This window comes from Methylocystis sp. IM3 (assembly GCF_038070105.1).
Classification (GTDB): domain Bacteria; phylum Pseudomonadota; class Alphaproteobacteria; order Rhizobiales; family Beijerinckiaceae; genus Methylocystis.
This window is the reverse complement of sequence record NZ_JBBPBZ010000002.1, coordinates 229,019-248,370: the sequence shown is the minus strand read 5'-3', so window position 1 is coordinate 248,370 and position 19,352 is coordinate 229,019. Positions and strand designations below refer to the sequence as shown.

Below are 19,352 nucleotides of genomic sequence, written 5' to 3'. Positions count from 1 at the left end.
CGCGCTTTCGTGACAATGGGGCGCCCGAAGTCGGATCGCAAGCGAGAGGGGGCGCGGGAACAGGGATTCCGAAGGGCCAGGATTTGACTTTGGCGCGCGCCCGCGCACATCCTCACCTCCGTCCGTTTCAGCCCGCTCGTGACGAGAATGGATTTTCAAACGGTCCTCGCCGTCAATCTGATGGCGCTCTCCGCCCTCTCGCTCGCGCTCGACCTGGCGCAGCGCCGGAGCGGGCGGCGCACATTCGCGCTCGTCAATGCGCTGGTGCTGATCGTCGGCGGCTTCGGCCTGTGGTTGTTTCCCCAGGAGGCGGGCAAGCTCGTTTCCCTCGTCTTCTTTCCGCTCGTGGCCGCGCCGGTGACGCTCGGCGCGCTTCAGGCGCGCTTCACCCGCGCGGGCGAACTCGACAAGGCCGCGCGCTGCGCCGATCTCGCGGCCTTTTTTCACCCCACCAAGGCGATGCGGCTTTCGGCGGCTTACGCCCGCGCCGCGGCGATCGAGGACCCGCGCGAAAAGGCGCGCGCCTTCGCGGCGCTCGCCGCGGACGCGCCACCCGAACAGGCGGCGGCGATCGAGACGCGGCTCCTCGCCGAGCGCGGCGACTGGGAAAAGGCGCTCATCCTCGCGCAGGACCCGGAGAACGCCCGCCAGCTCGCCGCCTACCGTTTTCGCGCGCTGGGCGAAACCGGCCGCATCGAGGCGCTGATGCGCGATTACGCCCGCTCGGTCGATTCGACGCCGCTGGAGCAGACGGCCTTTTCCTGGCTCTTCGTCCTCGCCTTCGGCGGGCGGCCGCGCGAGGTCGCGGAACTCGTCGGCCTTCTCCTGCGCCTCGACCCGGACTCGGCTGATTACTGGATCGCCGTCGCGCGGAAACACGCCGGAGAGGAGGCGCCGGCGCGCGCGACCTTCGAGCGGCTCGCCGTCAGCCTCAAGGAGACGTCGGCGGCGATCGCAGCCCGGCGCCAGCTTGCGGCGGCCTGGGAGGAGCCCGCGCCGCTCTCGCCGCGCGCGCAGGAAATCGTCGACGGGGTGGCGGGGCGCGTCGCCCTGGAATGCGCCCGCCAGACGCGGGGCTGGCGCCTGCCGCCCGTCACCCTCGCCCTCATCCTCGTCAATTCGGGCATGTTCGCGGTCGAGATCGCCATGGGCGGCTCGCAGGATGTGCAGACGCTGATCCGGCTCGGCGCGCTCTGGGCGCCGCTCGTCCTGCATGGCGAGAGCTGGCGCCTGCTCAGCGCCACCCTGCTGCATTACGGCCCGCTGCATTTCTTGCTCAACATGGCCATGCTCGCCCTGATCGGCCGCGAGACCGAGGACGAAATCGGCTCCTGGCGCCTGCTCGCGGCTTATCTCGGGGCGGCGCTCTTCTCCTCGGTCGTGGTGCTCGGGGTCATGGTGCTCGGCGCGGGCTATGGGCTTTATGTCGGGGCCTCGGGCGCGATCTTCGGCCTCTTCGGCGTCCTCGCGGCGCTGCGGACCCGGGATTGGCTGCGGGCCCGCGCCAGCCTCGACGCCTTCCGCGCCACGGCGCTGGGCCTCGCCATGCTCACGCAAATCGCGGCGGATTTCATCCTGCCCATGTCGAGCCTCGCCGCGCATCTCTCGGGCTTCGGCTTCGGGCTCCTGGTCGGGATGATCGTCGAGTCGAAGCGCCGTCCCTAGACGCGCATCGGCATCAGCACATAGAGCGCGCTGGCGCCGTCGCGGTCCTGGACGAGCGTCGGCGAGCCGGGGTCGGCGAGCTTGAAGAGCGCCGTGTCGCTGTCGAGCTGCTGGGTGATGTCGAGCAGATAGCGGGCGTTGAAGCCCACGTCGAGCGGCGCGCCGTCGTAATCGGCCTCGATCTCCTCGACCGCCGATCCCTGATCGGGATTGGTCACGGAAAGCACGAGCTTGCCCTCGGTCAAGGCGAGCTTCACGGCGCGGCCGCGCTCGGAGGAAATCGTCGAGACGCGGTCCACCGCCTTGGCGAAGACGTCGCGCTCGACCGTGAGGCGCTTGTCGTTGCCGGAGGGAATCACGCGGGCGTAATCGGGGAAGGTGCCGTCGATGAGCTTCGTCGTCAGCAGCGCGTCGCCGAAGGAGAAGCGCATCTTGTTGACCGAGAGCTCGACGCGCACGTCGCCCTGCGCATCCTCGATGAGGCGCAGAACCTCCTGCACCGCCTTGCGCGGGAGGATGACGCCGGGCATGCCTTCGCAGCCCTCGGGCGCGGGCAGTTCGAGACGGGCGAGGCGGTGGCCGTCGGTCGCGACCGCGCGCAGCATCAGCCGGCCCTCGACCTCCATGGCGTGAAAATAGATGCCATTGAGGTAATAGCGCGTCTCCTCGCTCGAAATCGCGAATTGCGTCTTCTCGATGAGGCGCTTGAGATCGGCGGGCGCCAACGTGAATTGGTGGCTGAAGTCGCCCGAGGTCACGTCGGGGAAATCGCTCTCCGGCAGAGTCGACAGATTGAAGCGCGAGCGGCCGGAGCGCAGGGTGAGCTGGCCGGTTTCACCGCTTTCGTCGAGCGAGACCTGCGCGCCCTCGGGCAGCTTGCGCACGATGTCGTAGAGCGTATGCGCGGGCAGAGTCGTCGCGCCCGCCTGCCCGACTTCGGCGGCCGCCTTTTCAGTGATCTCGAGGTCGAGATCGGTGGCCTTGAGCGTCAGCGCGCCATCGCGGGCGTCGATGAGGACATTGGCCAGGATCGGGATGGTCGTGCGCCGCTCCACCACCCTGTGCACATGGCCGAGCGCCCGCAGCAGCGCCGCTCTTTCGATCGTGACCTTCATCGCAGGATTACCCGCATCTTATTCTGGCGGCGCCTCGCGCCGGGGGCGCAGACTTTGGCAAGCCGGGCGTCGAAGCGCAAGGGGGCGGTCTCATGCGGCGTGTGGAGAAATCCGGCCGCCCTCGCGCGGACGAAGCGGCTTGCCGGCGGGCGTTGCGCCGCGCAATCCTTAACCTGCCCTTAAACGGCCTTTCTTAAGTTGGATCGGATACGCGGGAGGCTGCGGCGGAGCCTCGGGGCGGGTGTGGCATGGCGCGTAACGGCAATCGCCGGGAACCCAGGTTCGACGACGACGACGACCTCCGGGCCGAGCCCCGCCCTTCGGCTCGCGCGCGCAAGGCCGAGAGGCCGCGGCGGCGGCGCTCGGGGTCGCTGATCGGCGGCCTGATCTACTGGTCCCTGACCCTGTCCGTCTGGGGCGCCGTCGGCGGCGGCGCGCTCGCGGTCTATTACGGCTCGCAACTGCCGCCCATCGACCAGCTTTCCGTCCCCAAGCGCCCGCCCAACATCGCCATCCTCGGCGCCGACGGCGAGCTTCTCGCCAATCGCGGCGACACGGGCGGCGCGGCGGTCAAGATTTCCGAGCTGCCGCCTTTCGTCCCCAAGGCCTTCGTCGCCATCGAGGACCGCCGCTTCTATTCGCACTGGGGCGTCGATCCGCAGGGCATAGCCCGCGCGCTCGTGCGCAACGTCTCGGGGCGCGGCGGCATGCAGGGCGGCTCGACGCTCACCCAGCAGCTCGCCAAGAATCTCTTCCTGACGCAGGAGCGCACCCTCTCGCGCAAGATTCAGGAGGCGATCCTCGCCATCTGGCTGGAGCACAAATATTCCAAGGACCAGATTCTCGAGCTTTATCTCAACCGGGTCTATTTCGGCTCGGGCGCCTATGGGGTGGAGGCGGCCTGCCAGCGCTATTTCGGCCACAGCGCCAGGACCGCGACCCTCTCCGAGGCGGCCGTGCTCGCCGGGCTGATGAAGGCGCCGAGCAAGCTCGCCCCCGACCGCAATCCGGAAGGCGCGACCGAGCGCGCCGCGCAGGTCGTCGCGGCCATGGCGCAGGAGGGGTTCGTCACCGACAATGCGGCGAAGGCCGCGCTCGCCCATCCGGCGCAGGTCCAGAAGGAGACGGGCGCGGGCTCGATCAATTACGCGGCCGATTATGTGATGGACATGCTCGACGACACGATCGGCGCCGTCGATCAGGACATCGTCGTCACCACCACCATCGACCCGCGGCTCCAGACCGTCGCCGAAGGCGCGCTCAAGGAGGAGCTCGACAGGAAGGGCGCGAAATTCGGCGTCTCCCAGGGCGCCGTCGTCTCGCTCGATCCGACGGGCGCAATCCGGGCCCTCGTCGGCGGGCGCGACTATTCGGAAAGCCAATACAATCGCGCCGTCTCGGCGAAGCGTCAGCCGGGCTCGGCCTTCAAGCCTTTCGTCTATCTCGCCGGGATCGAGCATGGGCTGACGCCCGACACGGTGCGCGAAGACGGCCCGCTCAACATCAAGGGCTGGACGCCGGAAAATTACAGCCACGAATATTTCGGGCCCGTCACGCTCACCAAGGCGCTGGCGCTCTCCCTCAATACGGTGGCGGTCCGCGTCGGCATGGAGGTCGGTCCCAAAACGATCGTGAAGACCGCGCGCCGGCTCGGCATTCAGTCCGACCTGCAGGCCAACGCCTCGCTCGCCCTTGGCACGTCCGAAGTCGCGCCGCTCGAACTCGTCGCGGCTTACGCGCCCTTCGCCAACGGCGGCTTCGTCGTTCAGCCCTACATCGTCGCGCGCGTGAAGACGGCCGGCGGCAAGACGCTCTATCAGCGCAAGACGCCCGCGCCGGTCCGGGTCGTCGATCCGGACTATGTGGCGATGATGAACGCCATGATGCAGGAAACGCTGCTCACCGGCACGGCCCGCAAGGCGGAGCTTCCCGGCTGGCAGGCGGCCGGCAAGACCGGGACGAGCCAGGATTTCCGCGACGCCTGGTTCATCGGCTACACGGCCAGGCTCGTCACCGGCGTCTGGCTCGGCAACGACGACAATTCGCCCACGAAAAAGGCCTCCGGCGGCAATCTGCCGGTCGAAATCTGGAGCCGCTACATGGGCATCGCCCACCGCGGGCTCCAGGTCGCGGGGCTCCCCTCGGGCAATTGGCGCGCAGATGGCGCGCTCGATGAAGTCGTGGCCCGCCCGCTCGACGATCTCATCGGCATGTTCACGGGCGGCGCGGCCGAGCCGGCGGCCCCAGCTCCGCCCACGCCCACGCCCACGCCCACGCCGCGCCCACGGCAAGCCGTCTCCGTTCCGCCGGCGGAGCAACCAGCGGGCCGGCGGGCGCAGGACGACGAAACCGCCACCATCCCGGTCACGCCCCCGCCGACGCGTCCGCGCGCAGCGCCGCCGCGCGCCATAGACGACCTGCTGCCGCCGGAAGACATTCCCGACGCCGGCGCCCCCGCGCCGCCGCCCCGGGGCCGCCGGCCGGCTGCGTCGAGGAGCATCTTCGAAGATCTCTTCGGCGGCGGTTAGACTGGGACTTCGGCAAGGCCCGCCACGCTTGCGCGCTTGGGGGGACGCCGCGCCGGGGCGCGAGAACACCGGGCGAGAAAAAACACCGGCAAGAAAAACACCGGCAAGAAAAAAGGGCGGGCCGCGAGGCGCCCGCCCTTTCATCATCCGGCGCTCAGGCCGCTCAGCGGTTGCGCGGCGGAAGGATCGGCAGCACGATCTCGGGCTGCTTGCCGGTGAGCGATTTGAGAAATGCGACGACCTTCGTCGCCTCGTCGTCCGAAAGCTTCGTCCCGAGCTGCGAGTCCGCCATGATGTCGACGGCCTTCTTCAGATCGAAGGTCGACCCGGCATGAAAATAGGGCGCGGTCAGTTCGACGTTGCGCAGCGACGGCGTCTTGAACACGTAGCGGTCTGCGATGGACTTGGTGACGGTGTAGCGGCCGGCGTCCTCCGCCGGCAGATGCTCCGGGCCGGGACTGGCGACGACGCCGAATTTGGCGTAGCTCGCGCCGCCAATGTTCATGCCGTTGTGGCAGGAGGCGCACCCCTTGTCGATGAACAGCTTGAGGCCCGCCTTTTGGGCGTCGTCCAGCGCCGCGTCGTCGCCCGTGAGCCAGCGGTCGAATGGCGCGTCGGGCGTGATGAGCGTCGCCTCGAAGACGGCGATCGCGCGGCCGATATTGTCGTAGACGAGCGGGTCGGGACTGCCGGGGAACGCCTTCTGGAAAGCGTCCCGATAGCCGGGGATGGTTTTGAGCTGGTCGATCTCGCGCTGCTTCGTCGCGGAGAGCTCCACCGGGTTGATCGCCATCGGGCCGCCGCGGGTCTTCAGCATGGCTTTCGGGTTGGCCATCACCGAATTGACCACCTGATCCTGAAGGTCCGAGGCGCGGCCGTCCCAATACTGCGATTTGTTGAAGACGGCGTTGAGCACCGTCTGCACCTCGCGGCCCGCGAGCTGGGCGGCGCCGGAGGAGAGCGCGCCGCCGTCGACGCCGCCCATGCTCAGATTGTGGCAGGTGGCGCAGGCGAAGCTGCGGCTCTCCGAGAGACGCGGCTCGAAATAAAGCATCTTGCCGAGCGCGAGCTTCTCGGGCGTCGCCGGATTGTCGGGAAGCGCCGGCGCGGTCTTGGGGATCGGCTGGAACAGGCCTTTCGCCTGGTCGCGCAAGGCGTCCTCGCCGCGGGCGGAGCCGGCGCAAAGCGACAGGAGGGCAAGGAGCGGGACGATCAGGTGCTGGCGCATGTTCCAACCCATCTTCGGGAAAGGGCCTTCGGGGAATCGTTCTATAGCACAGCTCCGTGCGCGCGACTCACTGGCTCGCCCATAAAATCCGCGCCATCCAGGCAAGTTCGTCGCGTGAAATGACGCGGTCGGGATAGGCCGGATTGATGGAGCGCAACTCCACCGAGCGGGCGGTCTGGCGCTTGAGCTCCTTGGCCATGATCTCGCCGGAGACGGTCCTGACCACGACTCGGTCGCCGCGCCGCACGGGGGCCGAGGGAGAGACGATCACAATGTCGCCGTCGCGATAGAGCGGCGCCATGGAGTCGCCCGAAATCTCGAGCGCATAGGCGTTTTCGTCGGCGGCGGCGAGCAGCTCGATCTCGTCGAAGCCCGCTCCGATCACAAAGCCCGCATCGTCGAAAAAGGCGCCCTCCCTGGCTTGCGCCACGCCGATCAACGGCCGCGTATGGCGCCGCGCCGCGCCGATGTTGTCCGAAACCAGGGCCATGAATTCATCGAGGCTGGCGCCCGTCGCCTGCAACACCTTTGCAATCGATTCCGTCGAGGGCCAGCGCTGGCGCCCCGTGGGCGTTTCGCGCTTGGACCGGTTGAAGGTCGTCGGATCGAGACCCGCCTTGCGCGCAAGCCCTGACGGCGTCAGCCCGTAACGCTCGCCGAGCGCGTCGATCGCGGCCCAGATTTGCGCATGAGAGAGAATGTCCATGGCGGCCGCCTCTGGAAGAATTCCTAGGGCGCGGAATAAATGCTCCCGAACATTTCAGCAACACCATTGTTCTCGTCCTGACGGGCGAGAGCCCCGGCCCATCCTCTTCCCGTAAGGCGGGGGGGCCTCAGGCTTCCTCTCCCGCCTCCTCGGCCGAGCGGCCGGAAATGCGGCGCCGCGCCTGTTCGCGTTTGATCTCCTTGCGCCGCTCGACCTGCCGCGCCCGCGCCTCTTCGCCAGTGGGTTGCAGGATCTTGCGGAATTCGTCGCGTTTTTCGTGGATCGACGCGATCACATAGCCCATGGGCACGCCCACATCGACGAGCACGGTCTCGGCGAGCTGGAGGCTCGCCTCGATGGTTTCGGGAATGGCGTCGCTGGCGCCCAGCCGATAGAGCGTCGTGGCGTGGCGCGCGTCGCGGGCGCGGGCGACGATCACCAGATCGTCCCGGATCTCATGGGCGATGCGCACGATCTCCTCGACCGCGGGCGCATTCTCGATGGTGACGACGAGCGCCCGCGCCTGCTCGATCCCGCATTTGAGCAGGAAGTCGCGCCGCGCCGCATTGCCCCAGTAGATTTCGACGCCCTTCTCGCGCCCTTCGGACACGAGCGACACGAGATTTTCGACCGCGACGAAAGGCACATTGTGGCGCTCGAGCATTTCCCCCACGAGACTGCCGATGCGCCCGAAGCCGACGATGACCACCCGCCCTTCCGCGATGGGGTTGCCCGGCGCGAGATGCGCGTATTGCGCGTCTTCGTCCTCGGGCCCGGCGGGCCGCGCCAGACGCGCCCCGAGCCGCCCCAGCAGGGGGATGAAGAAGATGCTGAGCGTGACGACCACCATGGCGTCGGCGCCGAAATGGCCCGGCAGCACGCCCGCGATCATCGCCGAGGTCAGCAGGGCGAAGGCGAATTCGCCTCCCGGCGCGAGCAGCAGCGCGGCTTCGGCCGCCGCGCGCCAATCAATGTCGAACAGCAGCGCCAGCGGAAAGATGATCGCCGCCTTGACGAAGATGAGGCCCAGGGCGTGCAGGACGATGGGCCCCGGATCGGCCGCGAGCGCGCCAATGTCGAGCCCGGCGCCGACCGAGACGAAGAAGAGCCCGAGCAGCAGCCCCTTGAAAGGCTCGATCGTCACTTCGATCTCGCGGCGGAACTCGGTTTCCGCGAGCAGCAGCCCGGCGATGAAGGCGCCGAGCCCCATGGAGAGGCCCGCCGCCGCGGTCACCAGCGCCTCGCCGATGACGACGAGCAGGCAGGCCGCCATGAACAGCTCGGTGAGCTGCACGGAGGCGACGAGGCGAAACAGCGGCCGCAGCAGGAGGCGGCCGAAGACGATGAGCGCGCCGAGCGCGACGAAAGCCGGCAGAAACGCCGTCACCGCCTCCAGGGCGCCGAAGCCCCCGGTCTTGGCGCGCGCCAGCACCGAGACGAAGAACAGCGCCGGCGCGACCATGAGGTCCTGGAGCAACAGCACCGAGAAGGCGACGCGGCCCGGCGCCTTGTTGACGCGGCGCGCTTCGGAGAGCACCGGCATCACCACGGCCGTCGAGGACATGGCGAGCGCCGCGCCCATCAGGATCGAGGGCGCCGGATCGACGCCGAACCAGTAATGGCCGACCGCCGCCAGCATCGTGGTCGAAACCGCGACCTGCGCAAAGCCCAGCCCGAAGACGAGCCGGCGCAGGCGCGCGAGGCGCTCCCAGGAGAGTTCGAGGCCGATCATGAACAGGAGGAAGACGAGGCCGAATTCGGCGAGCTGGGAGACTCCCTCGACATCCGTGATCGTGAACAGGGAGGCGACGGCGTGATTTTGCGCAAAGCGCCCGAGACCATGCGGCCCGAGCGCCGCGCCGGCCAGCAGAAAGCCGAGGACAGGGCTGATGCGCAGCCGGTGGAACAGCGGCACGACGACGCCGGCGGTGGCGAGAAAGACCAGCGCCTCGCGATAGGACTCGAAATGCAACGTCTGTTCGACCACGAAGCCCCCTGCGCGCCCCGAAAGGACGGAGATTCGCGAATTTCGAATCTCGAATGGCGAGGCGCAAGTCTAAATGGAGCAAGTTGCGATCCAAAAGACAGCCGTTCGCGACCTGGAGGCGACAAAAAAAGCGCCCCCCGAAGGCGGCGCTCCCTTTGCTCGCGGAAGGCGCGCCTATTGCGCTTGCGCCGCGCCCGCCTCCCTGCCGCGCGGCTTTGTCGCAGGCGCCGCCGCAGCGACGCGGGTCCATGTCTCGCCGCCGCAGAGAAAACCCCACAGGCACCCCTTGAGTCGCAGCTCGTTGGCCGAGCGCAGCGTGACGTACCCCTCGTAGATCTTGCCGTCGCGCGCATTGTAGAGCTTGCCCTTCCATTCGTTGGGGCCGCTCTTGGAGGCGCCGCGCAGGATCACCGTGCCGACGGCGCCGGCGTCTTCGGGCTTCGCGACGGCGACGAGTCTGGCGCAGAGCAATCCGCCGTCGCAGTCATAGAAGCTGAACTGCTCCCCGCCGTCGGGCCGCCGCCAGACGCCGTGCGGGTCGCCGGGGTCGCTCGCGCCGAAAGCCGCGGACGCCGCCGTCAGCGCGAACAGGACCACGGCGCAAAGACGGCGCGCAAAGGGATCGAAGACCGAGAAAAGCTTCATGTCGATCGCTCCTTGGTTGGCGATGACAGGAGCCTGCGGGTCTTTGTGGGCGATAGTTCGGCGCGGATGCGCGCCTTCCTGGGCGCAATTTTGCGTCCAGGAAGGCGCGCCCCACGGCGCGCCCCAGCCTCGGGCCTAACCGCGCAGCAGACGCCTGTACGCCTCGAGCGTCGCATGCTGCATCTGCTCGACGGAGAAACGCGCCTGCACGTTCTGGCGCGCGCGCAGCGCCATCTCGTCACGCTCTGAGGCGCGCATGGCCAGCGCCTCGCGAATCGCCTCGGCGAGCTTCTCCGGATCGCCCGGCGGCACGCGCCAGCCTGTGGCCTGCTGGCGCGGGGTTTGTGGGGGCGCCAGCACGATCTCGGGCGAGGCGCCGATGTCGGAGACGATGACCGGAGCCCCCATGGCCTGCGCCTCGATGGCGACGCGGCCGAAGGCCTCGGGCTCGGTCGAGGGCGCCACGATGACGGCCGCGGCGAGATAGGCCGCCGACATGTCCTCGCAATGGCCGACGTTGCGCACGAGGCCCTCGACGCCCGCGCGCGAGATCTGAGCCTCGATCGCGTGGCGGAAACTGTCGCTGTGCGGATCGCCGACGAAGAGGATGCGAATGTCGTCGAGCCCCTCCGCCGCGAGGCGGCGCGCCGCGTCGATCATCACCGCATGGCCCTTGCGGGCGGCGAGTCGCGCCGGCAGCAGCGCCACACGCTCGTGCGGCGCGACGCCCCATTCCGCGCGCAGCCTCTCCACGCGCGCGGACGATACGGCGTCGGGCGAGAAGACGCGCAGATCGGCGCCGCGCGGAATGACGACGACGCGGCCCGCGGCTTCAGGATGCAAGCTGCGGATGCGCTCGGCCGCATAATCCGAGATTGCGATCACGACGTCGCCCGACGCCATGATCGCATTATAGCGAAGCTTGATCGGCGAGCCGCCGTAATAGGCGCTGTGATAGGTCGTGACGAATTTCGCGCCGGTCTGACGTGTGGCGTAATAGGAGACCCAGGCGGGCGCCCGCGACCGCGCATGAACGATGTCGACGCCCTCGTCGCGAATGATGCGCGCGAGCTGCATCGAATTCAACGCCATGGCGATGGGGTTCTTCGTGGCGGCCGGGAAGGGAAGCCAGACGCCGCCCTTCGATTGCAGCTCGCTCACCATCCGTCCGCCGCGCGAGGCGACGAGCGATCGGCAGCCGAGCTGCGCGAGGGCCTCCGCCATGTCGATCGCGGCGCGCTCCGCGCCCCCCGATTGAAGATCGGGCACGATTTGCAGCACCGTGCGCCCGGCGAGGATGGGGTCGGCGGCGGCGGCGAGAGGGGCGAGCGTCTGTGACATGCGGCGATTGGGCGAGCGTTCGATCCGATATCCGACCGGCTCGCATTCTCTGGCGAGATTATTTACCAACTGTGAGCGCCGGGGCGGAAAAACAGGCCTGGAGCCAGCAACGGGCGGATGTGGGAAGTCCATGAATCACAGCGAAATAGACGTTGATTACGTCGACATTGAGGACCCTGCCGGCGGCGCGCCCTGGCGCATCGCGCGGCGGCTGCGGCCGGCCGCGCCGGAGGGGGACGGCGGGCCGGGGCTGGTCTGGCTCGGCGGATTCGCCTCCGACATGGCCTCGACCAAGGCTTCCCGTCTCGACGAGTGGGCGCGCGCGCATGGCCGCGCCTTTCTGCGCTTCGATTACTCCGGACACGGACTTTCGGGCGGCAAGTTCGAGGACGGCTGCATCGGCGACTGGCTCGCCCAGGCCGAGGGCGTGTTCCTGCGGTCGACCAGGGGGCCGCAAATCCTGATCGGCAGCTCCATGGGCGGCTGGATCGCTTTGCTGCTCGCCAGGCGCCTGGCCGAACGGGGCGAGGACGGGCGCCTCGCGGGGCTCGTCCTGCTGGCGCCGGCGGTCGATTTCACCGAGGAGTTGATGTGGAAGAACCTCGACCCCGCCGCGCAGCGCGACATCATGGAGAAAGGCGCCTTCCTGCGCGCCTCACAATATGCCGCCGAGCCCACGCCCATCACGCGCCGGCTCATCGAGGACGGGCGCCGGCATCTCCTGCTCGGCGGCATGATGCGCGCGCATGCGCGGGTGCATATCCTGCAAGGCATGGACGACCCCGACGTGCCCTGGCGCCATGCGCTGACGCTCGTCGAGCATCTCTCCGCCGATCCGGTGACGTTGACCTTCATCGCCGACGGAGACCACCGCCTGTCGCGGGAGCAAGACCTCGCCCAGCTTTGCGCCGCCGTCGAGCTGATGGGCGCGCCCCCTGCGGGCGCGCCGCCGCGCGACCTCTTGTCCAGGGATTGACGCGCCCGCGGTCTTTGGCCGCGCACGGATATGTCGGGCCTTGACAGGCCCGGCTCGCGCCTCGATGTTGCCGAACAATTCGTTCGGCATATCGAACGCGAGGACATTTTGACCCAATCCGATCAGGCTCAGCAGGCGGCCGCCGAGCCCAAGGCCACGGAGAGCGGCGGCAAGAACAGCGGCGGCAAGAGCAGCGGCGAGGCCAGCGGCCTTACGGGCCGCGCCAATGGCAAGTGCGTCGTCTTTCCGGCCGGGCAGGCGCTCGTCACCGACGGCGGCGGCCGCATTGCGCCGCTTTCCATCGGCTACGAGACCTATGGCGCCCTCAACGCCGAAAAGAGCAACGCCATTCTGCTCTGCCACGCGCTGACCGGCGACCAATATGCGGCCGGCGTCAATCCCGTGACCGGCAAGCCCGGCTGGTGGGAGGCGATGGTCGGGCCGGGCAAGCCTTTCGACACCGAGCGTTATTTCATCATCTGCTCCAATGTCGTGGGCGGCTGCATGGGCACGACGGGGCCGGCGTCGATCAATCCGGCGACAGGTCGGCCCTATGGGCTCGACTTTCCGGTCGTCACCATCCGAGACATGGTGCGCGCCCAGGCGATGCTCATCGACCATCTGGGAATCGAGACGCTGTTTTGCGTCGCGGGCGGCTCCATGGGCGGCATGCAGGTGCTGCAATGGGCGGCGAGCTATCCCGACCGCGTCTTCGCGGCCATGCCCATCGCCACGGCGGCGAAACATACGGCGCAGAACATCGGCTTCAACGAGGTCGGCCGGCAGGCGGTGATGGCCGATCCCGACTGGCGCGGCGGGCGCTATCTCGAACAGGGCGTGCGCCCCGAAAAGGGGCTCGCGGTCGCGCGCATGTCGGCGCACATCACTTATCTGTCGGAGGCCGCGCTTCAGCGCAAATTCGGGCGCAAGCTTCAGGACCGCTCGGCGCCGACCTTCTCCTTCGACGCCGACTTTCAGGTCGAGAACTATCTGCGCTACCAGGGCCTCGCCTTCGTCGAGCGCTTCGACGCCAATTCCTATCTCTTCGTGACGCGCGCCTGCGACTATTTCGATCTCGCGGCCGATTACGGCGGCTCGCTGGCGCAGGCCTTCAAGGACACGAAGACGCGTTTTTGCGTCGTCGCCTTCGATTCCGACTGGCTCTATCCAACTTCGGATTCGCGCGCGATCGTCCATGCGCTCAACGCCGGCGGCGCGTCGGTTTCCTTCGTCGAGATCGAATCCGACAAGGGCCACGACGCCTTTCTGCTGCATGAACCCATGTTCATCGCGACGACGCGCGGCTTTCTCGAAGCGGCCGCCGCGGCGCGCGGGCTGAAGGGACGCGCATGAACAGGATCGACGCTCCGCGCCAGGATCATCTTCTCATCGTCGACATGGTCGAACGGGGCGCGCGCGTGCTCGACGTCGGCTGCGGCGACGGCGCGCTGCTGCAGCTTCTCGCGCAGAGAAAGAACGTCGACGGACGCGGCGTGGAGCTCTCGCAGCGCGGCGTCAACGAATGCGTCGCCAAGGGACTCTCCGTCATTCAGGGCGACGCCGACACCGATCTCGCCGACTATCCCGACGACGGCTTCGACTATGTGATCCTCTCGCAGACATTGCAGGCGACGCGCCGGCCGCGCGATGCCTTGCGCAACATGCTGCGCATCGGGCGGCGCGCCATCGTCTCCTTTCCAAACTTCGGCTATTGGCGCGTGCGCACGCAGCTCGCCTTCCGCGGCCGCATGCCGGTCACCGGCAATCTCGCCTACAGCTGGCACGACACGCCCAATATCCACCTTTGCACGATCCGGGATTTCGTGGAGCTGATCGACGAACTGGGCGCCGGCATCGAGCGCGGCGTCGCGCTCGACCACGCCGGCGTGCCGATCCGCGTCAATGCCCCCTGGTGGGTGTGGAATTTCTTCGGCGAGCAGGCGGTGTTTCTGCTCGCCCGCGGCGCGCCGCCCGAATAGGCCCGCCCGCGTGCGACGGTTTGTCCCGCGCGCTCGTCTTTCGCGTCGTCCCCATTCGCGTTAGCCTTCCCTTATCGACCGGTTGCGCTCCCTCGCCTTCGAGCTGGCGGCCCCGGCGGGAAGCAAGCTTTTATGCCCATGAACAGGCCGCGAAGCCGTTTTCGCGAAAAGGGGGATGCGGGCGTGTCCACACAGACGAGCGACCCTGCGCTGGGCCTCGCCGCGCCCCGGAAGGGCCGGGCGAACCGCCGCAACGGGCGCGCGGCCGTCGCCGAACAGCCGGCGCTGCGCGATCTGCGCCTTTTCTCCCTTGTCGACGAGCCGACGCTCGCGCGCCTCGCGCTCGAAGCCAAGATGGAAGCTCTCGACGACGGGGACGTCATATTCCGCCAGGGCGATCCTGTCGCGGCGGTCGTCGTCATTCTGCGCGGCTACGTGAAAATGCTCCGCACCGCGCCCAGCGGCGACGAGACGCTGATCGGCATCCGCTCGAACGGCGAGACGGTGGGCGAGCCGCCGGTGAGCCCCGGCGAAGCCTATCGCATCTCGGCCGAGGCGATCGGGCCGACCTCCGTGCTCAAGATCCCCGCCGCCCGCTTCATGAGGCTGATGAGGGAGTCGTCGGCGCTCGCCGCCGCCGTCTCGCAGGATGGCAACGACAAGATCGCAGCGCTCGTGATGGAGATCGAATCGCTCAAGGCCCAGAACGCCGATCAGCGTCTTGCAAACTTCATCCTCTCGCTCTGCCCTCCGGGCGTCGAGCAATGCCGCTTCCGCCTGCCTTACGACAAGCGCCTGATCGCCGCGAGGCTCGGCGTGAAGCAGGAGACCCTGTCGCGGGCCTTCGCAAAGCTCCGGGAGCATGGCGTGCGCACCGAGACGCGCGATATTCTCGTCGAAAGCGTCGCCCGTCTGGCCCTGCAGTGCGACCCGCTCGGCGGACCGGCGAGGCTGCCCTCGGAGAAGTCTGCGACGCGCCGGCGCGAGGACGCGGCGTGAGCCTTCGAGAGCCCCCTGCGCGGCCCGCGCCGGCGCCGCGCTGGCCCTTGTCATTCTTGCGCCTTTGACACAAAACAACTCTCGCAAGATGCGGGAGAATCGAAGCGTGTCCAGGAAGGATGTAAGAATTGTCGTCTGCGTGTCCTGCCGGGACGGGGCGGAGCCGGATTCGCGCCCAGGCGCCCGCCTCCTCGACGCTCTCCGCCACAGGCTCGCCGAGCGCAATCTCGAGATCCCCACCGAGCCCGTCGAATGTCTCGCCGTGTGCAAGCGGCCCGCGACCATCGCCCTCGCGGCTCAGGGAAAATGGACCTATGTGATCGGCGACCTCGATCCGCAGGCCGGCGTCGACGATCTGATCGACTCGGCGCTGCGCTTCGGCGAGAGCGAAAACGGCATCGTCGCCTGGAAAGACCGTCCCATCTGTTTCCGCAAGGGCGTCGTCTCGCGCACGCCGCCGCTGCCCTGACGGCGGGGAGCGACGGCGTCCGACCGCGCCCTTACTTGGCGGCCTTGGCCCGTTCGATCGCCGCGGAAATGAGCGCGCGTGCGTCGGCGGCGTCGCCCCAGCCTGCGACCTTCGCCCATTTGCCGGGCTCCAGATCCTTGTAATGCACGAAGAAATGCTCGATCCGCCGCCAGGTCATCTCCTGGAGGTCGGTGTAATTGTGCACGTCCGTGTAGCGCGGAGTGAGGCGCGTGGCGGGAACCGCGACGATCTTCTCGTCCCCGCCCGCTTCGTCCGTCATGCGCAGCACGCCGATCGGCCGCACGGCGATCACCGCGCCCGGCGCGACCGGCCGCGTATTGGCGACGAGCACGTCGCAGGGGTCGCCGTCGTCGGAGAGCGTGTGCGGAATGAAGCCGTAGTTCCCCGGATAGCGCATCGCCGTGTAAAGAAAGCGGTCGACGAACAGCGTGCCCGAGGCCTTGTCGAGTTCATATTTGATCGGCTCCCCGCCGAGCGGCACTTCGACGACGACATTGACTTCATGCGGGGGGTTCACGCCGATCGGAATGGCGTCGAGACGCATATCTAGCTCCGGTTTTCCTGGGAAAAGACCGCCCTGGGCGCGAGCCGCGCCGGGACGGTCCCGCCGATCGCCGGCCCGCTCCAGCGGGCCTCATCCGGCCGCTTACGTTCCGGCAGGCGACCGGCGCGCTTCTTAGGGACTGGAGGCGGCGCCAAAGTCAACCGTTTTTGCGCGCTCGGTCGGGATCTGGCCTCAGCGCGGCTCCTGCGCCGCCGCGACGGCGCTCGCGGCGCGTTCGCCGGCGGCCTGCATGTCTTCGGACGCGAGCGCGCCGAGGAGGACGAAAGCGAAGCCCCCCGCGCGCCACTCGACCGCCGTCACGCCCTGCCCCGCGCGCGGTCCCTGCGGCGCGAGCGCCGCCTCGGCGCGCTCGACATAGAGTCCGACCCTCGCGCCGTCCGCGCGCTCGTACATGAGCAGGCCGGCGGGCGCCGCGACCCCCGGCGTCACGCGGCCGCCGATCAGCCGCAGGCCCAGATCCGAAAGATCCGGCGCGGCGGAAAAGCCGACGCGCTCCTGCAGCCAGGCCATGAGTTCGCCGCGGCGTGAACTGTCGATCTCGACCGGGCGCGCATCCCCGGCATAGGTCGCGTAGGTCAGGCTGGCGCGCCCGGCGTAGCTCTGCGTCAGCGACGCCGCGACCGGCGGGCGCGGCCCCTCGTGCCGGCTTGCGATCACGAGCGCCGCGAGCCCCGCCACGGCGGCGCCGGCGAGGAGCGTCAGCAGCGTCGACAGCATGGCCTGCCGGCGCCGCTGGGCGCGAATCTCGTCGAGCCGCTGAGCCGGCCGCGAAGCGCCCGGCCGGCCCCAGTGGATGGCGCCCGTTTCGATCGGCCCCTGCGTGGCGAGCGGCGGGCGCGACGCCGCGTCCTTGAGCGAGAGGGGCGGCGTCTCATGGGCTACCGGCTCGAAGGCCGCGCGCAACGCGGCGTTCTGGCGCCGCCAGCCCTCGACGAGCGCCGCCTGTTCCGGGCGCTGAAGAAGATGATCCTCGACCTTGCGCCGCCGTTCGGCGTCGAGTTCGCCGTCAACGAGGGCGTGGAGGTCGGTTTCCTCGATGAAGCCTGCGGAGCTCAAGACGATGCCTACTTGACGACGCGCAGATGCGAGGCCGCGCGGCGCGCGCCGGCGTCCAGGCCGGGCGCCCGCATTCCGTCGACGGCGAGTGTGGCGCGGGCGCGGGCCAGCCGGGCCAGCAGCGTCTCGCGCGGCGCGCCCGCGATGCGCGCCGCCGCGTCATAACTGAACCCTTCGAGCGCGACCAGCAGCAGCGCAGCCCGGTCGTCGACCGAAAGCTCGGCGAGGCCCTGGACGACGGGCGGATGGCGCGGCGCGGGCCGGGGCGTATGCGAAAGCCGCTTCGCCGCCATGGCGGTCAGCGCCGCATAGGCCTCGATGCGCGCCTCGTCGAGATCGGCCGGCCGCAGCTCCCTGGCGCGCACCCTTGCGCCGACGCTCTGCAACGCGCTCTGCACGAGTTCGTCGGCAAGCGCCGGGCCGGCGCCTGCGGCGAGCGCGCGGGCGTAACGACGCAATGCGGGAACGACGTCGCAGAGCCTTTCGAGGATCCCGGCTTTCCTGGACATATCCGGCTCGTTCTAGAAGATGACGGACTCTTGGAAGAAGACGCACTCGCCTCTAGTGGCGTTTCCTATGGGATGATAGGTCAAGCGCCGGCAAATGGCCACAGGGTCGGCGCCGGCATTTTTCGCCTGGCCCCGCAGGCGGCGCCGGCCAGGGTTTCCTTTGAGCGAAATCCACGCTAAAGGGCGCGCAATCCGTTTCCGCTTCACTATGGACGCCCCGATGACACAGCCAGCCGCGCCCGCCGCTCCTTTCGCCGGAATTCTCGCCGGGAAAAAGGGCCTGATTCTGGGCGTCGCCAATAACCGCTCGATCGCCTGGGGCATCGCCAAGGCCTGCGCCGACGCCGGCGCGGAGCTCGCCCTCACCTATCAGGTCGAGGCGCTCGAAAAGCGCGTGCGCCCGCTCGCCGCGGAGCTGAAGGCCCATGTCGTCGGCCGCTGCGACGTCGCCGAGCCCGAGACGATCGACGCCGTTTTCGCCGAAGTCGAAAAGCTCTGGGGCAAGGTCGATTTCGTCGTGCACTGCCTCGCCTATTCCGACAAGGACCAGCTCGACGGCCGCTACGTCGACACGACGCTCGACAATTTCCTGATGTCGATGAACATCTCCTGCTTCAGCTTCACGGCGATCGCCCAGCGCGCCGAAAAGCTGATGCCGGAAGGCGGCTCGCTGCTGACGCTCACCTATTACGGCGCCGAGAAATGGATGCCGCATTACAATGTAATGGGCGTCGCCAAGGCGGGGCTCGAGGCCTCCGTGCGCTATCTCGCGGCGGATCTGGGCGAGAAGAACATTCGCGTCAACGCCATCTCGGCCGGCCCGATCAAGACCATGGCCGCCTCCGGCATCGGCGACTTCCGTTATATCCTGCGCTGGAACGAATATAACGCGCCCCTGCGTCGGGTCGTGACGATCGAGGAAGTCGGCGAGACCGCTGTTTACCTGCTCTCGCCCATGTCGCGCGGCGTCTCCGGCGAAATCCTGCATGTGGACGCCGGCTATCATGTCGTTGGCATGATGAACCCCGCCGCCGCGCCGAAGATGGCCGATCTGCTGGCGCTGCTGCCCCAGAAGTGACCGCATCAGGGGCCCGCTCGACTGGCGAGGGCTTTTTCTTGCGATCTCCCGTTTACCATTCGGCGCAGGGGCCAGTTTGTCGGTTACATTGCCGGATGGACCTTCCTCCAGCCTGCGCCTGAAGGGGGCCGGCGATCACGGCGCCGACGGGGAGCAAATTCGGACTGCCGGGAGCATGCGCCACTGCTCGAAATCAAGCGCCGCAATTCCAATCTCCTGATTCTCTCCAACCTGCCCCAGCAGCTTCATCTCAGGGCGACAGACGATGCTCCGCACAGACACTACCGGCTCAACGGGTGAACGGGATTACGCTACGCTCCAGCGTGAGCTCGGTTTTGCGCTGCGCGCCGCCTTGTCCAATGTGCTCTGGCAACCGCTCCCCGAGTCTATCCGCCTGCTCCTCGAGCAGCTCAAGGCGGAGGAACGGCGGAAAGAGGAGCGGGCGTCGAAAGGGAGCGTTTGAACGACGCGCCCGGATGATCGCC

The 19,352-nt window shown here is 68.4% G+C and carries 18 protein-coding genes; 9 read left to right on the top strand and 9 right to left on the bottom strand.

What is annotated here, in order from left to right:
- Positions 1–147: 147 nt before the first annotated feature.
- Positions 148–1,665, top strand: a complete 1,518-nt coding sequence (locus WOC76_RS02965) for a rhomboid family intramembrane serine protease (protein WP_341103981.1) — start codon at positions 148–150, stop codon at positions 1,663–1,665.
- Here the strand turns inward: WOC76_RS02965 and dnaN are convergent.
- Positions 1,662–2,780 carry a DNA polymerase III subunit beta gene (gene dnaN, locus WOC76_RS02960; protein WP_341103982.1) on the bottom strand — a complete coding sequence of 373 codons (1,119 nt, stop codon included), beginning with the start codon at positions 2,778–2,780 and terminating at the stop codon, positions 1,662–1,664. The genes WOC76_RS02965 and dnaN overlap by 4 nt on opposite strands.
- 248 nt (positions 2,781–3,028) lie before the next feature.
- On the opposite strand from dnaN, the gene WOC76_RS02955 reads away from it, so the two are divergent.
- Positions 3,029–5,308 carry a transglycosylase domain-containing protein gene (locus WOC76_RS02955; RefSeq protein WP_341103984.1) on the top strand — a complete coding sequence of 760 codons (2,280 nt, stop codon included), beginning with the start codon at positions 3,029–3,031 and terminating at the stop codon, positions 5,306–5,308.
- A gap of 163 nt (positions 5,309–5,471) precedes the next feature.
- Here the strand turns inward: WOC76_RS02955 and WOC76_RS02950 are convergent, their stop codons facing one another.
- The 5 genes from WOC76_RS02950 to WOC76_RS02930 form a co-directional block, all read right to left on the bottom strand.
- The gene (locus WOC76_RS02950) at positions 5,472–6,536 is read right to left on the bottom strand and encodes a cytochrome-c peroxidase (protein ID WP_341103985.1); all 1,065 of its coding nucleotides are present in this window, start codon (positions 6,534–6,536) and stop codon (positions 5,472–5,474) included.
- 67 nt (positions 6,537–6,603) lie between these two features.
- Positions 6,604–7,242, bottom strand: coding sequence for a S24 family peptidase (locus tag WOC76_RS02945; protein WP_341103986.1), 639 nt, complete (start codon positions 7,240–7,242; stop codon positions 6,604–6,606).
- Positions 7,243–7,369: 127 nt separating this feature from the next.
- Entirely contained in the window at positions 7,370–9,229 is a 1,860-nt protein-coding gene (locus WOC76_RS02940) for a cation:proton antiporter domain-containing protein (protein ID WP_341431265.1), read from the bottom strand.
- Positions 9,230–9,403: 174 nt separating this feature from the next.
- A complete protein-coding gene (locus WOC76_RS02935) occupies positions 9,404–9,874 on the bottom strand; it encodes a DUF2147 domain-containing protein (protein WP_341103989.1) in 471 nt (156 codons plus the stop codon).
- Between the two features lie 135 nt (positions 9,875–10,009).
- Positions 10,010–11,215: a glycosyltransferase family 4 protein gene (locus tag WOC76_RS02930; protein WP_341389586.1), complete on the bottom strand. Its 1,206-nt coding sequence runs from the start codon at positions 11,213–11,215 to the stop codon at positions 10,010–10,012.
- Positions 11,216–11,345: 130 nt separating this feature from the next.
- Here WOC76_RS02930 and WOC76_RS02925 point away from each other — a divergent pair, with 130 nt between their 5' ends.
- The 5 genes from WOC76_RS02925 (at position 11,346) to WOC76_RS02905 (ending at position 15,638) form a co-directional block, all read left to right on the top strand.
- Complete coding sequence (locus WOC76_RS02925; RefSeq protein WP_341431264.1) at positions 11,346–12,191, top strand: alpha/beta hydrolase; 846 nt, start codon at positions 11,346–11,348, stop codon at positions 12,189–12,191.
- Between the two features lie 105 nt (positions 12,192–12,296).
- On the top strand, positions 12,297–13,544 hold the full coding sequence (gene metX, locus WOC76_RS02920; RefSeq protein WP_445730662.1) for a homoserine O-acetyltransferase MetX: 1,248 nt from the start codon (positions 12,297–12,299) through the stop codon (positions 13,542–13,544).
- Positions 13,541–14,170: a methionine biosynthesis protein MetW gene (gene metW, locus WOC76_RS02915; RefSeq protein ID WP_341103992.1), complete on the top strand. Its 630-nt coding sequence runs from the start codon at positions 13,541–13,543 to the stop codon at positions 14,168–14,170. Before metX ends, metW begins: the two co-directional genes overlap by 4 nt.
- Positions 14,171–14,353: 183 nt before the next feature.
- Positions 14,354–15,169 carry a Crp/Fnr family transcriptional regulator gene (locus tag WOC76_RS02910; protein ID WP_341103993.1) on the top strand — a complete coding sequence of 272 codons (816 nt, stop codon included), beginning with the start codon at positions 14,354–14,356 and terminating at the stop codon, positions 15,167–15,169.
- 106 nt (positions 15,170–15,275) lie between these two features.
- A complete protein-coding gene (locus tag WOC76_RS02905; protein ID WP_341389583.1) occupies positions 15,276–15,638 on the top strand; it encodes a DUF1636 domain-containing protein in 363 nt (120 codons plus the stop codon).
- A 31-nt stretch (positions 15,639–15,669) separates the two neighbouring features.
- On the opposite strand, the gene ppa is transcribed toward WOC76_RS02905, so the two are convergent.
- The 3 genes from ppa to WOC76_RS02890 form a co-directional block, all read right to left on the bottom strand.
- The gene (gene ppa / locus WOC76_RS02900) at positions 15,670–16,203 is read right to left on the bottom strand and encodes an inorganic diphosphatase (RefSeq protein ID WP_341103996.1); all 534 of its coding nucleotides are present in this window, start codon (positions 16,201–16,203) and stop codon (positions 15,670–15,672) included.
- A gap of 192 nt (positions 16,204–16,395) precedes the next feature.
- Positions 16,396–17,280, bottom strand: a complete 885-nt coding sequence (locus tag WOC76_RS02895) for an anti-sigma factor family protein (RefSeq protein ID WP_341103997.1) — start codon at positions 17,278–17,280, stop codon at positions 16,396–16,398.
- A gap of 8 nt (positions 17,281–17,288) precedes the next feature.
- The gene (locus WOC76_RS02890) at positions 17,289–17,789 is read right to left on the bottom strand and encodes a sigma factor-like helix-turn-helix DNA-binding protein (protein ID WP_341103998.1); all 501 of its coding nucleotides are present in this window, start codon (positions 17,787–17,789) and stop codon (positions 17,289–17,291) included.
- A gap of 220 nt (positions 17,790–18,009) precedes the next feature.
- Here WOC76_RS02890 and fabI point away from each other — a divergent pair, with 220 nt between their 5' ends.
- Positions 18,010–18,867: an enoyl-ACP reductase FabI gene (gene fabI, locus WOC76_RS02885; protein ID WP_341104000.1), complete on the top strand. Its 858-nt coding sequence runs from the start codon at positions 18,010–18,012 to the stop codon at positions 18,865–18,867.
- 265 nt (positions 18,868–19,132) lie between these two features.
- The gene (locus tag WOC76_RS02880) at positions 19,133–19,330 is read left to right on the top strand and encodes a hypothetical protein (protein WP_341104001.1); all 198 of its coding nucleotides are present in this window, start codon (positions 19,133–19,135) and stop codon (positions 19,328–19,330) included.
- The last annotated feature ends 22 nt before the right edge of the window (positions 19,331–19,352 follow it).

What these genes read in the sequence shown, in the direction of transcription:
- WOC76_RS02965 (WP_341103981.1), top strand. Translation starts at nt 148, where the DNA reads ATGGATTTTCAAACGGTCCTCGCCGTCAATCTGATGGCGCTCTCCGCC.
- dnaN (WP_341103982.1), bottom strand. Translation starts at nt 2,780, where the DNA reads ATGAAGGTCACGATCGAAAGAGCGGCGCTGCTGCGGGCGCTCGGCCAT.
- WOC76_RS02955 (WP_341103984.1), top strand. Translation starts at nt 3,029, where the DNA reads ATGGCGCGTAACGGCAATCGCCGGGAACCCAGGTTCGACGACGACGAC.
- WOC76_RS02950 (WP_341103985.1), bottom strand. Translation starts at nt 6,536, where the DNA reads ATGCGCCAGCACCTGATCGTCCCGCTCCTTGCCCTCCTGTCGCTTTGC.
- WOC76_RS02945 (WP_341103986.1), bottom strand. Translation starts at nt 7,242, where the DNA reads ATGGACATTCTCTCTCATGCGCAAATCTGGGCCGCGATCGACGCGCTC.
- WOC76_RS02935 (WP_341103989.1), bottom strand. Translation starts at nt 9,874, where the DNA reads ATGAAGCTTTTCTCGGTCTTCGATCCCTTTGCGCGCCGTCTTTGCGCC.
- WOC76_RS02930 (WP_341389586.1), bottom strand. Translation starts at nt 11,215, where the DNA reads ATGTCACAGACGCTCGCCCCTCTCGCCGCCGCCGCCGACCCCATCCTC.
- WOC76_RS02925 (WP_341431264.1), top strand. Translation starts at nt 11,346, where the DNA reads ATGAATCACAGCGAAATAGACGTTGATTACGTCGACATTGAGGACCCT.
- metW (WP_341103992.1), top strand. Translation starts at nt 13,541, where the DNA reads ATGAACAGGATCGACGCTCCGCGCCAGGATCATCTTCTCATCGTCGAC.
- ppa (WP_341103996.1), bottom strand. Translation starts at nt 16,203, where the DNA reads ATGCGTCTCGACGCCATTCCGATCGGCGTGAACCCCCCGCATGAAGTC.
- WOC76_RS02890 (WP_341103998.1), bottom strand. Translation starts at nt 17,789, where the DNA reads ATGTCCAGGAAAGCCGGGATCCTCGAAAGGCTCTGCGACGTCGTTCCC.
- fabI (WP_341104000.1), top strand. Translation starts at nt 18,010, where the DNA reads ATGACACAGCCAGCCGCGCCCGCCGCTCCTTTCGCCGGAATTCTCGCC.
- WOC76_RS02880 (WP_341104001.1), top strand. Translation starts at nt 19,133, where the DNA reads ATGCTCCGCACAGACACTACCGGCTCAACGGGTGAACGGGATTACGCT.